Genomic DNA, 16327 nt, shown 5'->3' on the forward strand with positions numbered 1-16327 from the left:
ATTTACAGGAGCCCGATATCGTGACCGGCGTTCGGGCCTCGCGCCTGCATCAGGCTGCGGGGCGCTCTGCGCTCAGTAGGAATATTCCGCATAGATGCGGTTCAGATCACCCTGCCAGTCGCCGTGATAATGATCCAGCAGCTCATCGGCGGGCACTTTGCCGCTTTCGATGCTCTCTTGCAGCGCGTTGAGGAAATGGGTCTCATCCGGCACCAGCCCGCCGGCTCCGGGCCGGGCGCGGTTTTTCAGCCCTTCATGGCTGAGCGCCACGGCTTCGCGCGCGATGTCATGCATGTTGATACCGTTCACCTCGGCCTGAAGCCCGTCGACGGAGGCCGCCACGCGCATGGCCTCACGGGTTTCGGCATCCCAGTCTTTTGCGAGATCCCAGGCCCCGTCCAGTGCCGACTGGTCATACATCAGTCCGACCCAGAACGCGGGCAAGGCACACAGACGGCGCCATGGGCCACCATCGGCCCCGCGCATCTCGATAAACCGCTTCATCCGCGCCTCGGGGAAGGCGGTGGTCAAATGATCCGCCCAATCGCTCAATGTCGGGATTTCGCCCGGCAAGGCAGGCAGTTCGCCTTTCAGGAAGTCGCGGAAAGACATGCCCAGCGCGTCGATATACTGGCCGTCGCGATAGACGAAATACATCGGCACATCGAGCGCATATTCAGCCCAGCGCTCAAAGCCAAAGCCGTCTTCAAAGACAAAGGGCAAGGTCCCGGTGCGCGCATCATCTAGATCGCGCCAGACGCGGCTGCGCCACGATTTATGCCCGTTGGGTTTGCCCTCAAAGAAAGGCGAATTGGCGAACAGTGCCGTGGCAATCGGTTGCAGCGCCAGAGCCACACGCATTTTCTGGATCATGTCCTGCTCGGAGCCGAAATCGAGGTTGACCTGAACCGTGCAGGTGCGGCGCATCATGACCCGGCCCATGGTGCCGACTTTGGCCATATATTCATTCATCAGTTTGTAGCGGCCCTTGGGCATCAGATCCATGTCGCCATGGGTCCAGATTGGGGCTGCCCCCAGACCGATGAACCCCGCGCCGATCCTGTCGGCCACGTCCTGCACTTCGCGCAGATGGGTGTTCACCTCGTCGCAGGTCTCGTGGATGGTCTCCAGCGGACCCCCCGAAAGCTCAAGCTGCCCGCCGGGTTCCAGGCTGATATTGGCCCCGTCCTTTTCCAGCCCGATGAGTTTGCCGCCTTCTTCGACCGGCGCCCAGCCGTGGGTGTCGCGCAGGCCTTCCAGCATCACCCGGATCGAACGCGCACCCTCATAGGGCAGCGGTTGCAGCGTGTCCTTGCAATAGCCGAACTTCTCGTGCTCGGTCCCGATGCGCCAGTCTTCTTTCGGCTTGCAGCCATCCGCCAGATATTGCGCCAATTGGTCATGGGAGGTGATCGGGCCGCCGCCGGATTGAGGAATGGACATGTGCGAGGCTCCGTTTGTTCAGCCGATGCGTATCAGGGCTCAGGGATGCGGCGAATTCATCGGGGTGTCAATGCAGACTAATCTGTGCATTCGCCGAAGGGTCGCGCTGCCAGATCACAATCGGGTGTTTGCCCTTTGTCTGCAGGGCGCTCAGCATGCGTTCTGTCCGCAATCCCGAGAGCGTCGCGAAAGCGTCAAAAAGTGCGTCGGCCCCTTCGGCGTTGATCGGGATCAGCAGTTCAGGATGACCGGGCTGCCGCAACCGCCAATGCGCCGGGAAAAGCCCTTTGTCCAGAGTGAGTTGCGACAGTTCCTGCAAAGCAACCGCGCCGCCCGTCAGGGGTCCGAAATAGGTGATCTGTCCCTCGTCGACACGCACGGAACCCGGCCCTTCACCCGCATTTCGAAACCGCGCGCGTTGCACACCGATCCAGATCAGCGCGCCCCCGGCAACAATCAGTGCCGCTGCCGGGAAGATCAAGAGCCGCCCCGGACCCAGAAGCCACCACAGGCCCACAGCAACCATGAAAGCGCCCGCGAGGGCTTCGCGCCATCTGAGCAGCTGGGCCTTGGCCTCGGGTCGGATCATTGCCAGTCTCCCAGTTGAGTTTGCCACAGGGTCAACGCCGCAACCGCCGCCGTATCCGCCCGTAGAATCCGGGGGCCAAGCGGCACCGGGTGCGCGCATTCCAGCCGGTGCAAGCGGTCCCGTTCCTTGGGTGAAAACCCGCCTTCGGGACCGATCAGGATCGCCCAGGGGCCGTTTGCCGGAGGCAGAGCCGCCTGCTCCCCGGCCCGGGCTTCGTCGCAGAACATGATCTGGCGCGACCGGTTCCAGCGGTCCAGTGCCGCGTCCAGCCGGACCATATCGGGCACTTCGGGCACATATGTGGCACCACATTGCTCGGCTGCCTCCACCGCGTGGGCCTGAAGACGATCTTTCTGGATACGTCCGGAATTCGTGAACGCGGTCTGGACCGGAACGATCATGCCCGCCCCCATCTCGACCGCTTTTTCCACGATGAAATCCGTGCGCGCCTTTTTGATCGGCGCAAAGAGCAACCACAGATCGGGCGGCATCTGCAACGGCCTTGTCTGCTCCAGAACGCTCAGCACACCGCCGCGCTTGCCAGCCTCGGCCACTTCGGCCAGCCATTCGCCATTCTTTCCATCGAAAAGCAGCACGGGGGCACCCACACCCAGCCGCATCACGCCAAAAAGGTAATGTGCCTGCTCCCGCGACATCGGAACCAATTGCCCCTGCCCCAAAGCATGCTCTACATAAAGTCGGATCTTGGCTGTCACGATACGGTCCATGGAGAGATACATATGCAAGACCCGAAGACAGTACCAGATGGTCAGGTGGCCGATGCGGTAAAAGACAACTGGGTCGATATACATGCCCCTGCGTGGTCACGCCCGTATTTGCGCCTCAGCCGCGCCGACCGACCGATCGGCACCTGGCTTTTGCTGTTGCCCTGTTGGTGGGGTCTCATTCTGGCGATGATCCACGATGGCAACACCAGCTGGCACGATCTGTGGATCGCGGTCGGCTGTGGCATTGGCGCCTGGCTCATGCGGGGCGCGGGCTGCACCTGGAATGACATCAGTGATCGCAATTTTGACGGGCAGGTCGAGCGCACGCGATCACGGCCCATCCCGTCAGGGCAGGTCAGCGTTCGGGGGGCCGTGATCTGGATGTGCGCGCAGTCGTTGCTGGCCCTTTGCATTCTGCTGACCTTCCATCAGGCGGCGATTGCCATGGGGGTGCTTGCGCTGCTGCCGGTGGCCATCTACCCCTTTGCAAAGCGGTTCACGTGGTGGCCGCAGGTTTTTCTGGGGCTCGCCTTCAACTGGGGCGCCATGCTCGCATGGGCCGCCCATAGCGGCACCCTGCACGCCCCGGCGATTGTGTTATACGCCGCCGGAATCGCCTGGACATTATTCTACGACACGATCTACGCGCATCAGGATACCGAGGATGACGCCCTGATCGGCATCAAATCCACCGCCCGTCTTTTTGGAAAAAACACCGCAAAATGGCTGCGCCGCTTCCTGATGGCGACAGTGGGGTTGATGGGATTGGCAGTGATTTACAGCGCGCTGCCCCGTGCCAGCGTGCTGGCCATGGTGCTGGCGCTGGCGGGACCCTGGGCCATGGGCTGGCACATGGCCTGGCAATTGCGCGGGCTCGACATCGAGGATAGCGGGAAATTGTTACAACTGTTTCGCGCCAACCGGGATACTGGCATGATCCCGCTGCTCTTTTTTGCCGCAGCACTGCTGGCATGATTGAAACCCCGCGCCCGGAGGCGTATCAGGTGAGAGACCTTGTTCAGACCACCCGGTGATATGCGCCTGTCTCAGTATTCTCTTGTTATCTCTGCCTTTGTGGCCGCTGCCGCGGCGGCTTTGTTTGCCGCCAATTCATCAGTTCAACTGATCGAGGACTCATCTGAAATCGGCGTGAGAGATGCGCTGGACAGCAATGATCTTGTCTGGGCGGAGGTTGAGGCAGACGGGCTGCGCGTCACCCTCGCCGGGCTGGCCCCGAATGAAGCTGTGCGGTTTCGCGCCCTCAGCGTCGCGGGCTCGGTCGTGGATGCCGCGCGGGTGATCGACGAGATGGAAGTCGAAGCCGCGGCCTCTATCATCGCCCCGCGGTTTTCCGTCGAAGTGCTGCGCAACACCGCGGGTTTGTCGATCATCGGGTTGATCCCGGAAGCGACGGACCGCGACGCGCTGATTGAAGGCTTCGTGGACATGAGCGATCTGCCGGTGACCGATCTTCTGGAGACCGCGGATTACCCCGTCCCCGGCGGTTGGGACGATGCCCTGGCCTTTGCGACAGCCGCCATAGAAGATCTGCCGCGCGCCAAAGTGTCGGTTGACGCAGGCCGCGTTGAAATCACGGCCATCGCCGACAGCAGCGATGCCAAGGCCAAAATGGAAGCAGATCTGATCCGCTCGGCCCCCCCGGCGCTGCGCCTGTCGATGAACATCACGGCCCCGCGCCCGGTTATCACGCCCTTTACGCTGCGTTTTGTGAAAGATGAAAACGGCAGCCGGTTTGATTCCTGCTCGGCGGACACCGAAGAAAGCCAGCGGCGTATTCTGACAGCCGCTTTTGAGGCGGGCCTTACCGGACCCGGGCGCTGTACCATTGGCATGGGCGTACCGTCCAGAAACTGGACCGACGCCGCCGAAGCGGCCATTGGCGCGCTGGCCGAACTGGGCGCGGGCAGTGTGACCTTTTCCAATGCCGACATCACCCTGGTGGCCGCGGAAGGGACTGAACAACGCCTGTTTGATCGCGTCACGGGCGAGTTGGAAAACAGCCTGCCGGAAGTCTTCGCGCTCTACCCGGTGCTGCCCGAGACCCCGGAGCCATCAGCGGGACCACCGGAATTCGTGGCCACCCTGAGCCCCGAGGGTCAGATTCAGTTACGCGGGCGCATCACAGACGCAAAAATGCGCGAGGTCGCCGACAGCTTCGCGCGGGCAAAGTTCGGATCGGAAAATGTCTACACGGCCGCGCGGGTTGTCGATGACTTGCCCGCAGATTGGCCCGCGCGTGTCCTGACGGGCATTGAGGCTCTGGGTTTTCTCAACAATGGTGCCGCAACCGTCACCCCGGATGCCATTACCATGACAGGCCGTTCCGGCAACGCCAATGCCAGCACCGCCATTGCCCAGTTGATGGCTGACAAGCTGGGTGAAGAGGCCACCTTCGAGATCGACATTGCTTATGTCGAAGCGCTCGACCCGATTGCGGCATTGCCATCGCCCGAAGAGTGCGAGGCGCAGATCGCGACGGTTGTTTCTGAGGCCAAGATCAACTTTGAACCCGGCAGCGCGACCATTGATACCAGCGCCTTGAGTACGATGGACAGCATCGCCGAGATTCTGAAGGAATGCGGCGATATCCGCCTTGAGGTACAGGGGCATACCGACAGCCAGGGCCGTGAAGAAATGAACCTGTCATTGAGCCAGGCCCGAGCGGAATCGGTTCTGAACGAATTGCGCGCGCGCCGGGTTTTGACGGGCTCTTTTGCGGCCAAGGGATATGGTGAGACCGCCCCCGTCGCCGACAACGGCAGCGAGGCAGGCCGGGAAGCCAACAGACGCATTGAATTCAGGCTGATCCGCCCGAAACCTTCAGAGCCTGAGCCGCAAACAACACTGGAAAGCGTGGCCGAATCCGGTGATACAGGAGCTCAGACCGGTGACGCAGCAGCAGGTACCGCGGAAGAGGGAAGCAACAATGAGTAGGACAGAGTTTGTCATTGCGACAGCGATCATCCTCTTTGTGGCTTTCTGCCTTGGTTGGTTTGCCAACTGGATCGTGCATCGCTTCAGCCGTGTTGCCGCAGGGGATGTGGCAGAACTTGACCGGATGAGCCAGGAGTTACACGAGGCCGAAGAGACCCGCGATCAGGCCATTACCTACCTGCAACAGCGCGAGGCCGAGCTGACCAATCAGCTGGCCCAAACCGAGGCCGAGTTGCGCGCCGCCATGGACGGGCTGCGCGATGCGCGCCACGAAGCCGAAGAGCTGCGCGCGCGCCTGGATCGTCTGCACGTCGGCTGACGCGCGGCTAGGAAACCGTCAGATGGGCACATGTCGCCAGATGGCTGACCTTTTGCGATGTGCTGCCCAGAACCAAAGCGGATAAATTGCCCAGACCGCGACGCCCCGTCACGATCAGATCAGAACCCAGCTTTTCGGTCATATCCAGCAGGGATTGCGCGGGATCGCCATGTTCGATGTGCGTGGCAACCGATGGCAAGCCTGCCTCCTTGGTGATCTCGATGGCGGTGGACAATAACTTCTTGGCGGTTTTTTCCACTTCTTCGGCCGACGGCATGGTGGTGGCAACGTGGTAGCCCGACACCGCCCCTGTGGCAAAGGCAACGGTTTCGGGTTTCGGCGTGTGAACGATGTGAATCTCCGCGGCGTATTTCCCTGCAAGGTCGCAGGCGAGCCGAAGTGCGTTTTCAGATGGTTTCGATCCGTCAAATCCGACGGTAATCTTGCTAAACATTGCTTTTGTCTCCTGCTAAAAAATTGGGATGTCAAAAGCTTAGCGCCCACGCGGAACCCGTGCCTTGATACACGTCAACACAAGACCCGGATGGCGCGGCAGATAAAGTTTTGGCGGGCGCCGAAGCCACCCGCCAAAATAGTCTGGTTTATCTGAAACTGGCCTGCCAGGCAGGTCCGTTTGTTAGGACAGATCGAAGCGGTCCAGCTCCATCACCTTGACCCAGGCGTCCACGAACTGCCGGGCAAAAGCGTCTTTGGCGTCGTCCTGCGCATAGGCCTCGGCAAGCGCACGCAACTGCGAGTTCGACCCGAAAACGAGATCGACACGGGTTGCCGTCCACTTCACCGCCCCATCTGCGCTGCCCTCGAACACGGCGTCGTCAGAGGTGGGTGCCCATCTGGTGTTCATATCCACGAGATTGGTGAAGAAATCCGTGGTCAGGGCCCCTTCGCGGTCGGTGAAGACACCATGTTTGGAGCCACCCACATTAGCACCAAGAACCCGCAGGCCCCCTACCAGGACGGCCATTTCCGGCGCGGTCAGTGTGAGCAATTGTGCTTTGTCGACCAGCATCTCTTCGGCGGATACGGTGAACTCGGCTTTCTGGTAGTTGCGGAAACCATCTGCATCCGGCTCCAGAACCGCAAAGCTCTCGACATCTGTCTGCTCCTGCGAGGCATCCGTCCGTCCGGCTGTGAAAGGAACCTCAAGGTCATGGCCAGCAGCCTTCGCCGCCTGCTCGACCGCAGCCGAACCCGCCAGCACGATCAGGTCCGCCAGCGAAATTGCCTTGGCGGATTGCGCGCCGTTGAAGCTGGCCTGAATGCCTTCCAATACGCCAAGCACCTTGGACAGCTGCGCGGGTTGATTGACCTCCCAGTCTTTCTGCGGAGAAAGACGGATGCGGGCACCATTGGCACCACCGCGACGGTCCGACCCACGGAAGGTCGATGCAGACGCCCATGCGGTCGACACCAGTTCCGAAATCGACAGCCCTGACGCCAGAACCCTGGCCTTCAGATCCGCGACGTCAGATGCGTCGACCAGAGCGTGATCAACGGCGGGCAAAGGATCCTGCCACAACAGATCTTCTGCCGGAACTTCATTGCCAAGATAGCGCGATTTTGGCCCCATATCGCGGTGGATCAGCTTGAACCATGCCCGCGCATAGGCATCCGCGAATTCCTCCGGATTGGCATGAAAATGGCGCGAGATTTTCTCGTAGGCTGGGTCCATCCGCATGGCCATATCCGCAGTGGTCATCATCGGCGCATGGCTTTTGCCGCCATCATGGGCATCCGGCACGGTGCCTTCACCGCCGACGGCTGTCCACTGCTGCGCGCCGGCCGGGCTTTTCGTCAGTTCCCACTCGTACCCAAACAGCGTATCGAAATAGGACATGTCCCACGTTGTCGGCGTCGGCGTCCACGCGCCCTCGATCCCGCTGACGGTGGCATGGCCCCCAACTCCGGATTCAAAGGCGTTCTTCCACCCCAGACCCATCTGTTCGATAGGCGCGCCTTCAGGCTCGGGACCAACCAATGCGGCATCCCCCGCGCCATGGGCCTTGCCAAAGGTGTGGCCGCCCGCCGTCAGAGCCACGGTTTCATAATCGTCCATCCCCATCCGCGCGAATGTCTCGCGGATGTCGCGGCCGGAGGCCACCGGATCAGGATTGCCATCCGGGCCTTCCGGGTTGACGTAAATCAGGCCCATCTGCACCGCGGCAAGCGGGTTTTCCAACTCGCGGTCGCCAGTGTAACGGCTGTTGCCCAGCCATGTTTCCTCTGTGCCCCAATAGATATCTTCCTCGGGCTCCCAGACATCTTCACGACCGCCGCCAAAACCAAAGGTTTTGAAACCCATTGTTTCCATGGCGACATTACCTGCCAGAACGATCAGATCGGCCCAGGAAATCTGATTGCCGTATTTCTGCTTGATCGGCCACAGTAAGCGACGCGCCTTGTCCAGACCGCCGTTGTCCGGCCAGCTGTTGAGCGGCGCAAACCGCTGAGAGCCCGAAGACGCGCCCCCCCGCCCGTCACCGGTGCGGTAGGTGCCCGCCGAATGCCAGGCCATCCGCACGAACAAAGGGCCGTAGTGACCGTAATCCGCCGGCCACCAGTCCTGGCTGTCGGTCATCAGGGCGGTCAGGTCTTTCTTGAGCGCCTGAAGGTCAAGGTTTTTGAACGCTTCGGCATAATCCACGGCGTTTCCGAAAGGGTCCGTCTGCGGCGCGTTCTGGTTCAGGATTTTCAGGTTGAGCTGGTTGGGCCACCAATCGCGGTTGCCTCTGACTTCATTGGTCGCATGAATGCTGGCCCCATGCATGACCGGGCACTTGCCAATATCGTTTCCGTCCATTTTCTCGCTCCTGAAGATGTTGCTGTCGAGGGTGGTTTACCAGATCACTTTGATATGTTTAATTTGGATTTTCCTATCGCAGCGATAATCTGAACCTATGGCCCTCAATCTCACCTTCAAACAATTGCGCTATTTCGAAGCCGTGGCCGCGCTGGGGCATTTTGGTCGCGCGGCAGACAGTTGTTCGATCTCGCAGCCGGCGATCTCTGTGCAGATAAAGGAGCTTGAGGAATCGCTTGGCACACCGCTTTTCGAGCGCGGCGCGCGTCATGTACGCCTGACAGCCTTTGGCGAGGTTTTTGCCGAGCGGGTCCGCGCGATCCTGCAATCTGTGGACGATCTGGGCGATCTGGCGCGCGCGTCCAATGACGGGCTGGTGGGGAAGCTGCGCATTGGTATTATCCCTACAATTGCCCCTTATCTCTTGCCCAGGATCATTGGCAACCTGTCCCTGGCCCATGCCGATCTGGACATTCACATCCGCGAAACGCTGACGGACAAGCTGATCAAGGAGCTGATCGAGGGGCGGCTTGATACGGCCATTGTGGCCTTGCCGATTTCCGAGCCTTCGCTGACAGAAATTCCGCTGTTCGAGGAGAATTTTGTCCTTGTTCGCAGTCAGGAAGATGCCGGAAAACCGGTGCCAAATCGCGAATCCTTACGCGAAATGCGGCTACTTTTGCTCGAAGAAGGCCATTGTTTTCGCGATCAGGCCTTGTCGTTCTGCGGCTTGCGGTCGCCCTTGGCGCGCGAGGGGATGGATGGCAGTTCGCTCTCGACCCTTGTCCAAATGGTCGGGACAGGCATTGGTGTCACATTGATCCCGGAGATGGCCGTGCCGGTCGAAACCAAATCAGCCGCCGTTTCCATTGCCTCCCTGAACGCGCCGGAGCCCTCCCGCACCATTGGGATGGTCTGGCGAAAAACCAGCCCACTGTCGGCTCAGCTCCACCAGGTTTCCGATGTCGTGCAACGTTCCGCCGAAGCCCTCAAAACAGAACAGTGCAAGCGACCCGGAGGATAGGTGCGGCATTACCAACGGCTTAGCGCATCCTCGTCCTCACCCCGCGCCTCAACCCAGGAGGCCCCTTCGGCAGTAACTTCCCGCTTCCAGAACGGCGCGCGGGATTTCAGATAATCCATCAGGTATTCAGCCGCCTCAAAGGCATCCTTGCGGTGCCGTGACGCGGTGGCAACCATCATGATCATGTCGCCGGTCTCAAGGCGCCCATGGCGATGAATGATCAGAACATCCGCAAGCGACCAGCGGGTTTGCGCCTCGCGTGCAATTTCGGTCACCGCCGTTTCGGTCATGCCCGGGTAATGCTCGATTTCCATGGCATCCAACGGCGCATTGCCTGTGTCGCGGACGATCCCCGTGAATGTTACCACGGCACCGACATCGCGATGACCGGCCGCAAAACGGGCACTTTCGACACCCAGATCAAAAGGCGCTTGCTGAATGGCAATCCGCATGTTTCAGCCCCCGGTCATCGGCGGAAAGAACGCTACCTCACGCACGCCATCAAGCTTGGCATCAAAATCGCTGAGTTCCTGATCAATCGCCACGCGCAGGGCGGAAAGGTCCGAAAAAGCCAGCGCATAACGATCCTCGCGGGCCCGGAGTTCGTCGACAAGTTCCGCAACAGTGGCGGCCGTTGTTTCAACATCCTCGCGCGGCAAACCGATGCGTTCACGCACCCAGGCGAAATATAATACGTTCATTTCTCATCATCCTTGAGGTGAGGCATGGCCTTGCGTAGATAGTCCACGCCGGTGATCAGCGTCAGACCCGCGGCCACCCACAAGAGCACATGTCCGGTACTGCCCGCCCATTCCATTGCCGCATGTTTCCAGCGCAGCCCCTGTAAATCCGGCTCCGTGCCCTCGAAAATCGCATTGACCATGGTTTGGTCCATTCCATAGGCCGACATGCCAAGGTAATGTTCGAACACGCCCTGCGAAAAAAGAACCGCAATCGCGACCATCTGAAAGGTCGTCTTCCACTTTGCCAGTTTCGTAACCTTGAGTGTGCCGGCGGTATCCCCCAGAAACTCCCTGAGTCCGGAGACGAAAACCTCGCGAAACAGGATGACCGTCGCGGGCAGAACCAGCCACGGTGACCAGCTGGAAAATCCGATGATCACCATCAGGGCAATGACAACCATGGCTTTATCCGCAATCGGGTCCAGCATCGCCCCAAGCTTGGTTTCTTGTTTCCAGGCCCGCGCCAGATACCCGTCGAACCAATCGGTGATAGCGGCCAGCACAAACAGCACCAAGGCAAACCAGTCCGCATAAGGTCTTGTGAAATAAAGGAACATGACAGCCACCATGGGTGCCGCCAGCAAGCGAACGATCGTCAGGACATTGGGCATCGTGAGTGTCATGAGGCTACCTTACATCGCTCAAATTGGCTGCGAAAGCGACAACCGCAAGAGCGCATGAACTAACCGTGACACGCAGCCACGCTTTTCGGCAGAAAAGCAAAACATCGTGTCGCGCGGCACGCGCGTCCGCTGGATCAACCGCGCTCGTGGAAATAGTCATAAATCTTTTCGGCCAGGGCGCCCGAGACACCCTCCACCGCTTTGAGATCGCTCAGATTTGCCCGCGATACCGCCTTGGCCGATCCAAAATGCGCCAACAACGCCCGTTTGCGCGCAGCCCCCACACCGGGCACGTTATCAAGCGGCGTCGCGCCAACGGCCTTGGACCGTTTTGCCCGATGTGTTCCGATGGCAAACCGGTGCGCCTCGTCCCGCATCCTCTGCACGAAATACAAAACCGGGTCATTGTGCTTCAGCGCAAAGGGCCGCTTTCCGGTCCGGTGGAATTCTTCCTTGCCCGCATCCCGATCCAGCCCCTTGGCCACGCCCACCATGGGAATGTCTTCGACGCCGAATTCCCGCATGATCTCACGCACTGCACTGACCTGCCCGGCCCCACCGTCGATCAGCAGGAGATCCGGCCAATGGCCTTCCTTACGATCCGGATCTTCCTTTTTGAGCCGCTTGAAACGCCGGGTCAGCACCTCCTTCATCATGCCAAAGTCATCCCCCGGCGTCAGCTCCTCCCCCCGAATATTGAATTTGCGGTACTGGTTCTTCATGAACCCTTCAGCACCCGCGACGATCATAGCGCCCACGGCAAATGCGCCCTGAATATGAGAGTTGTCATAGACCTCGATGCGTTCGGGCGGATTTGGCAGATCGAAGGCTTCCGCCACCCCTTTCATCAAGCGCGCCTGTGTCGCCGTCTCCGCCATCTTGCGTGCCAGCGATTCCCGGGCATTTCGCAAGGCACTGTCGATCAGTTCGGCCTTTTCGCCCCGTTGCGGCACAATCAGCTCGACCTTGCGCCCGAGTTTCCCGGTCAGAGCATCTGCCATCAGATCTGGGTTTTCAATTTCATTGCTCAGGATCAGCTGACGCGGCGGCTCACGCGTGTCGTAGAACTGCCCGACAAAGGCTTCCAGAACTTCCGCCGCATCCACATCATTGCCCACCCGCGGATAATAGTCCCGGTTACCCCAGTTCTGATTGGCGCGAATGAAAAACACCTGAACGCAAGCCTGTCCGCTGTCCATATGCAGCGCGATGATATCGGCCTCAGCCACATTCTTTGGGTTGATGCCCTGCGCTGTTTGCACCTGGGTCAGGGCCTTGATGCGGTCCCGCAATGCCGCAGCACGTTCGAATTCCATGGCGTCGGAGGCAGCGCTCATTTCGGCGGCCAGGCGCGCCTGGATATCGGTTGTTTTCCCGGTCAGGAATTTTTCCGCATCCCGAACGGTTTGCTGGTACTCCTGCGGGTTGATCTTGCCGACGCAGGGGGCCGAGCATCTTTTGATCTGGAATTGCAGACAGGGACGCGTGCGGCTTTCAAACATGGCGTTGGAACAATCGCGCAGCAGAAAAACCCGCTGCAACTGATTCAGCGTCCGGTTGACCGCCCCCGCACTCGCAAAGGGGCCGTAGTAGCTGCCCTTTTCCTTCTTGGCCCCGCGGTGTTTCTTGATCTGGGGAAAATCGTGCTCCGCAGTCACCAGGATGTTGGGAAAGCTTTTGTCATCCCTCAGCAGAACGTTGAATTTCGGTTTCAGCTGCTTGATCAGGTTCTGCTCCAGAAGGAGCGCCTCGGTTTCCGTCCGCGTGGTCAGAAACATCATCGAAGCGGTATTGGAGATCATGCGCGCAATCCGCGGCGAATGCCCAGCTGGCCGCGCGTAACTGCTGACACGCGCGCGCAGATTGCGCGCCTTGCCCACGTATAAAACCCGGCTTTCCCCATCCAGCATCCGGTAGACACCCGGCGAGGAATCGAGGGTCTTGAGATAACCCTGGATCACTTCATGCCCGGTCAGCTCGCGCGGAAGCTGAATGTTGTCTCTGTCTGTCATCTGATCCCGGTGTCGATTCTATCTGCTGGCTGCACTGTAGCGTAGCCGACTGCAAGCCATAACCTTTCCACGGATCGTGTGGATAACTCTGCCGATAACTTCAAGGCATTTGGAAAATTCTGTTTGAATTGGGGCATTTCCACGATTTGCACAAAAAATAGGCACTATGTTAAGCTTCTGATAAATAAAGAAATATTCTTTTACACAGTGCAAGTTTTTGAAAACAAAGACATTTTGGTAACGGTTTTGTAACACCCATTAACGTGGTGCAAAACTCGAACCGGGTCACCGAATTATTCAACGCCCAAGACATCGGGGGTCTGCCATCCAAGGTGCTGCCCACCATCCACGCAAAGCAGCTGGCCGGTCACCGCAGGCGCGTCCAAAAAGTACCCCAGCGCCGCCGTCATATCCTGTGGATTTGAGCCACGCTCAAGGGTTGTATTCGCGCGTTGGGTGGCGAAATGTTCCGCCGACTGACGACCGCCCTGCAACGTCGGCCCGGGACCAATACCATTCACCCGTATCGCCGGAGCAAGCGCCTGAGCCGTCGTGCGCGTCATCGCCCAAAGCCCCATCTTGGCCAGCGTATACGTCATGAACTCAGGCGTCAGCTTGCGCACCCGTTGATCCACCATATTGACGATCAGCGCCGCCGCCATCGGCTCACCGGCATCATCCTTCAGCGGGGACAATCCCTGCGCGGCCATGGCTTGTGTCAACAGGAATGGCGCGCGCAGATTGCTTTGCATGTGCCGGTCCCAGGTGTCGCGGGTTGCCGTTTCAACCGTATCATATTCAAAGATCGACGCATTATTGACCAGACAGGTAATCGGCCCTCCCAATTGCGCAATCGCATCCGAGAAGAGCTTTGTTGTCTGCACGTCGTCCAAAAGGTCGGCTTGCAGGGCAATGGCACGACCGTTTCGCTCTTCGATCAGGGCCACGGTCTCGCGCGCACCTTTGTCTGATGAGGCATAGTGCACGGCCACGGAATACCCGCGGTCTGCCAGAAATAGTGCCATGGCACGCCCGATACGATGCCCTGCACCGGTGACTAGCGCTGTTGCCATATCCTCTGCTCCTCAAGTTAGATCAGCTCAGAACCACGATCAGATACGTCAGGTAGAGCGTTGTCAGGATGACGCCCCAGATACGTGTGATGTTCCAACACAGATAGACGAAGGGGGCCAAAAGAACAGAGGCCCCCAGCATGACCCACAAATCAAAGGTCAAAAAGCCCGGGTCTACCCTGATTGGTCCTACGAAACTTGCGATGCCGATGATCGCCAGCAGATTGAACATGTTAGACCCTATGACATTACCAAGCGCCACGTCCGCCTGACGGCGCAGTGCGGCCATGACAGTTGTTGCCAGTTCCGGCAGTGATGTGCCCACTGCCACCAGGGTAAGGCCGATCACAGTGTCCGAGACCCCATAGGTTTTCGCAATGATCGTCGCGTTATCGACAAGCAGGTCGGCCCCCAGAGGCAGGCCAATCAGACCCAGGACAAGAAACACGATGATCCGCCACCAGGGCATATCCGGATCAGCGCCTTCAGGCTCTTCTTCGGGCAGATCCCTGCAGGCCTTCCGGTGCTTTTGGGCGTCGCGAAAGGCGTCCCCTAGCATCAGCGCCAGGCAAACCAGCAGCACCATACCTGCGATCCAGTCGAAGACGCCGCGAAAGGCGAGCCCGATAAAGAGCAGGCTGGCCAGGATCATGAAATTATAGGTTTTCCGGGTGTTGCACTCCGCCATATGCATGGTGGCCAGCAGCGCCGGAACTCCCAGAACCAGAAGGATATTCGCGGTGTTGGATCCCACGACGTTGCCCAATGCCAGACCCGGCGCCTCGTCCTTGATGGCCTGAATGGCGATCAACAATTCGGGCGCAGAGGTGCCAAAAGCCACAATTGTCAAACTGACAATCAGAGCCGGGACACCCAATCGCAGACTGAGGTTAACCGCGCCTTTGACTAACGCGTCCCCTGCAAGCAGCAACAGGATCAGGCCAAAGCCGCAGAGAAACCACGGCATCATCATGAACGATCATCCCCGCCGCAGGCACAAGGCCCGCGCCCGATCCGGTAGCGACCGCAGCGGCTGCATTTTGCCGATGTCAGTCGTTTGCCACCCAACCAATGCATTTTGCCGAACATGGCAAGGACGCCCATAACGACCAGAAAGAGGGTGACAATCTTGAAAATCATATGGGTTAAAGCCCGAACTGTGCAAAGGCGCTGCGTTCTTCCACGCTTTGAAGCGCGTCGTCCACAACCCGCGCACCGAAGCGCGACAGGAAGGATTTGCGCACCCCGTAGCGGCGGAATTTCACTTTTTCTCCAAAACGGTCCTGCATCATTGGTTTCAGATGCCCAATGCCGTCGATCAGCCCAAGGTCCACCGCCCGTCGTGCCAGCCAGACCTCACCGGTAAAGAGATCCTGATCTTCCGGCAGTTTGCCTTTACGGCGCGCGCTGACGTGGTCTTTGAAATTCGTATGGATGTCTTCCAGCAACCCCTTCAGACGCGCCACATCCTCGGGATTCTCCGGGCGGAACGGGTCCAGCATGGATTTCGACTTGCCCGCCGTATAGACGCGTCGTTCGATCCCCTGACGCGCCAGCAGTTCATGCGCGCCGAAAGAGGCAGAGATCACGCCAATTGATCCCACAACCGAGCTTTCATCCGCAAATATCTCATCTGCAGCAGCGGCCAACCAATAGCCACCAGAGGCCGCAACATCCTCTACAAAGGCGATCACGGGGATGTCTTTTTCTTCGGCCAACCGGCGAATACGGGCACCGATCAGCGACGATTGCACGGGGCTGCCGCCCGGCGAATTCACCTCCAATACCACGGCTTTGGGTTTGCCGCGCGAGAAGGCTTTTTCGATCACCGGCGCGAGTGCTGCGTCATTCAATGCGCCACGCCCCGACGCGCTGATCATGCCAGCAAGGCGAATAACAGCAACGGTTGGGTCAGATTTCAGAAAGGGTATCCAGCGTTTCATGTGTTCCCATGTAGAATGGCACCCCCCTCCAAACAAGGAGAAGAACCCTAGAGT

Annotated in this window: 16 protein-coding genes; 4 read left to right on the forward strand and 12 right to left on the reverse strand. The window is 59.3% G+C overall.

The window, feature by feature from the left end:
- Window positions 1-72 precede the first annotated feature (72 nt).
- The 3 genes from ACOTTU_RS12380 to ACOTTU_RS12390 all read right to left on the reverse strand — a co-directional run bounded on the left by ACOTTU_RS12380 (window position 73) and on the right by ACOTTU_RS12390 (window position 2748).
- On the reverse strand, window positions 73-1443 hold the full coding sequence (locus tag ACOTTU_RS12380; protein ID WP_425658397.1) for a glutamate--cysteine ligase: 1371 nt from the start codon (window positions 1441-1443) through the stop codon (window positions 73-75).
- Between the two features lie 67 nt (window positions 1444-1510).
- Complete coding sequence (locus ACOTTU_RS12385) at window positions 1511-2032, reverse strand: hypothetical protein (RefSeq protein ID WP_298913945.1); 522 nt, start codon at window positions 2030-2032, stop codon at window positions 1511-1513.
- Window positions 2029-2748 (reverse strand): 16S rRNA (uracil(1498)-N(3))-methyltransferase, encoded by a 720-nt coding sequence (locus tag ACOTTU_RS12390; RefSeq protein WP_425658398.1) that lies wholly within the window; start codon window positions 2746-2748, stop codon window positions 2029-2031. Before ACOTTU_RS12390 ends, ACOTTU_RS12385 begins: the two co-directional genes overlap by 4 nt.
- A gap of 24 nt (window positions 2749-2772) precedes the next feature.
- Here ACOTTU_RS12390 and ubiA point away from each other — a divergent pair, with 24 nt between their 5' ends.
- From ubiA to ACOTTU_RS12405, 3 genes are read left to right on the forward strand one after another with little or no spacing between them, the layout of a single operon-like run.
- Window positions 2773-3735: a 4-hydroxybenzoate octaprenyltransferase gene (gene ubiA, locus ACOTTU_RS12395; RefSeq protein WP_425658399.1), complete on the forward strand. Its 963-nt coding sequence runs from the start codon at window positions 2773-2775 to the stop codon at window positions 3733-3735.
- A 60-nt stretch (window positions 3736-3795) separates the two neighbouring features.
- Complete coding sequence (locus ACOTTU_RS12400) at window positions 3796-5715, forward strand: OmpA family protein (RefSeq protein ID WP_298915254.1); 1920 nt, start codon at window positions 3796-3798, stop codon at window positions 5713-5715.
- A complete protein-coding gene (locus tag ACOTTU_RS12405) occupies window positions 5708-6034 on the forward strand; it encodes a hypothetical protein (protein WP_298913938.1) in 327 nt (108 codons plus the stop codon). The genes ACOTTU_RS12400 and ACOTTU_RS12405 overlap by 8 nt, the downstream gene beginning before the upstream one ends.
- A gap of 7 nt (window positions 6035-6041) precedes the next feature.
- Here ACOTTU_RS12405 and ACOTTU_RS12410 read toward each other — a convergent pair whose 3' ends face one another.
- Both ACOTTU_RS12410 and katG read right to left on the reverse strand, forming a co-directional pair.
- Window positions 6042-6488 carry a universal stress protein gene (locus ACOTTU_RS12410; protein ID WP_425658401.1) on the reverse strand — a complete coding sequence of 149 codons (447 nt, stop codon included), beginning with the start codon at window positions 6486-6488 and terminating at the stop codon, window positions 6042-6044.
- A 183-nt stretch (window positions 6489-6671) separates the two neighbouring features.
- Window positions 6672-8855, reverse strand: coding sequence for a catalase/peroxidase HPI (katG, locus tag ACOTTU_RS12415; protein WP_425658403.1), 2184 nt, complete (start codon window positions 8853-8855; stop codon window positions 6672-6674).
- Window positions 8856-8952: 97 nt separating this feature from the next.
- Here katG and ACOTTU_RS12420 point away from each other — a divergent pair, with 97 nt between their 5' ends.
- Window positions 8953-9879 (forward strand): LysR substrate-binding domain-containing protein, encoded by a 927-nt coding sequence (locus ACOTTU_RS12420; protein ID WP_425658405.1) that lies wholly within the window; start codon window positions 8953-8955, stop codon window positions 9877-9879.
- Window positions 9880-9887: 8 nt separating this feature from the next.
- On the opposite strand, the gene ACOTTU_RS12425 is transcribed toward ACOTTU_RS12420, so the two are convergent.
- The 7 genes from ACOTTU_RS12425 to ACOTTU_RS12455 form a co-directional block, all read right to left on the reverse strand.
- Window positions 9888-10331, reverse strand: coding sequence for a molybdenum cofactor biosynthesis protein MoaE (locus tag ACOTTU_RS12425; protein WP_425658407.1), 444 nt, complete (start codon window positions 10329-10331; stop codon window positions 9888-9890).
- Window positions 10332-10334: 3 nt separating this feature from the next.
- Window positions 10335-10580 carry a molybdopterin converting factor subunit 1 gene (moaD, locus tag ACOTTU_RS12430; protein ID WP_425658409.1) on the reverse strand — a complete coding sequence of 82 codons (246 nt, stop codon included), beginning with the start codon at window positions 10578-10580 and terminating at the stop codon, window positions 10335-10337.
- Window positions 10577-11245, reverse strand: coding sequence for a CDP-diacylglycerol--glycerol-3-phosphate 3-phosphatidyltransferase (gene pgsA, locus ACOTTU_RS12435; protein ID WP_425658411.1), 669 nt, complete (start codon window positions 11243-11245; stop codon window positions 10577-10579). The genes moaD and pgsA overlap by 4 nt, the downstream gene beginning before the upstream one ends.
- Window positions 11246-11379: 134 nt before the next feature.
- Window positions 11380-13257, reverse strand: coding sequence for an excinuclease ABC subunit UvrC (gene uvrC, locus ACOTTU_RS12440; protein ID WP_425658413.1), 1878 nt, complete (start codon window positions 13255-13257; stop codon window positions 11380-11382).
- Window positions 13258-13550: 293 nt separating this feature from the next.
- The gene (locus ACOTTU_RS12445) at window positions 13551-14330 is read right to left on the reverse strand and encodes an SDR family oxidoreductase (RefSeq protein WP_425658415.1); all 780 of its coding nucleotides are present in this window, start codon (window positions 14328-14330) and stop codon (window positions 13551-13553) included.
- A gap of 22 nt (window positions 14331-14352) precedes the next feature.
- Window positions 14353-15300 (reverse strand): calcium/sodium antiporter, encoded by a 948-nt coding sequence (locus ACOTTU_RS12450; protein ID WP_298913913.1) that lies wholly within the window; start codon window positions 15298-15300, stop codon window positions 14353-14355.
- A 175-nt stretch (window positions 15301-15475) separates the two neighbouring features.
- Entirely contained in the window at window positions 15476-16273 is a 798-nt protein-coding gene (locus ACOTTU_RS12455) for a S49 family peptidase (protein WP_298913910.1), read from the reverse strand.
- Between the last annotated feature and the right edge of the window lie 54 nt (window positions 16274-16327).

This window comes from Roseobacter sp. EG26 (assembly GCF_049830555.1).
Classification (GTDB): Bacteria; Pseudomonadota; Alphaproteobacteria; order Rhodobacterales; family Rhodobacteraceae; genus Roseobacter.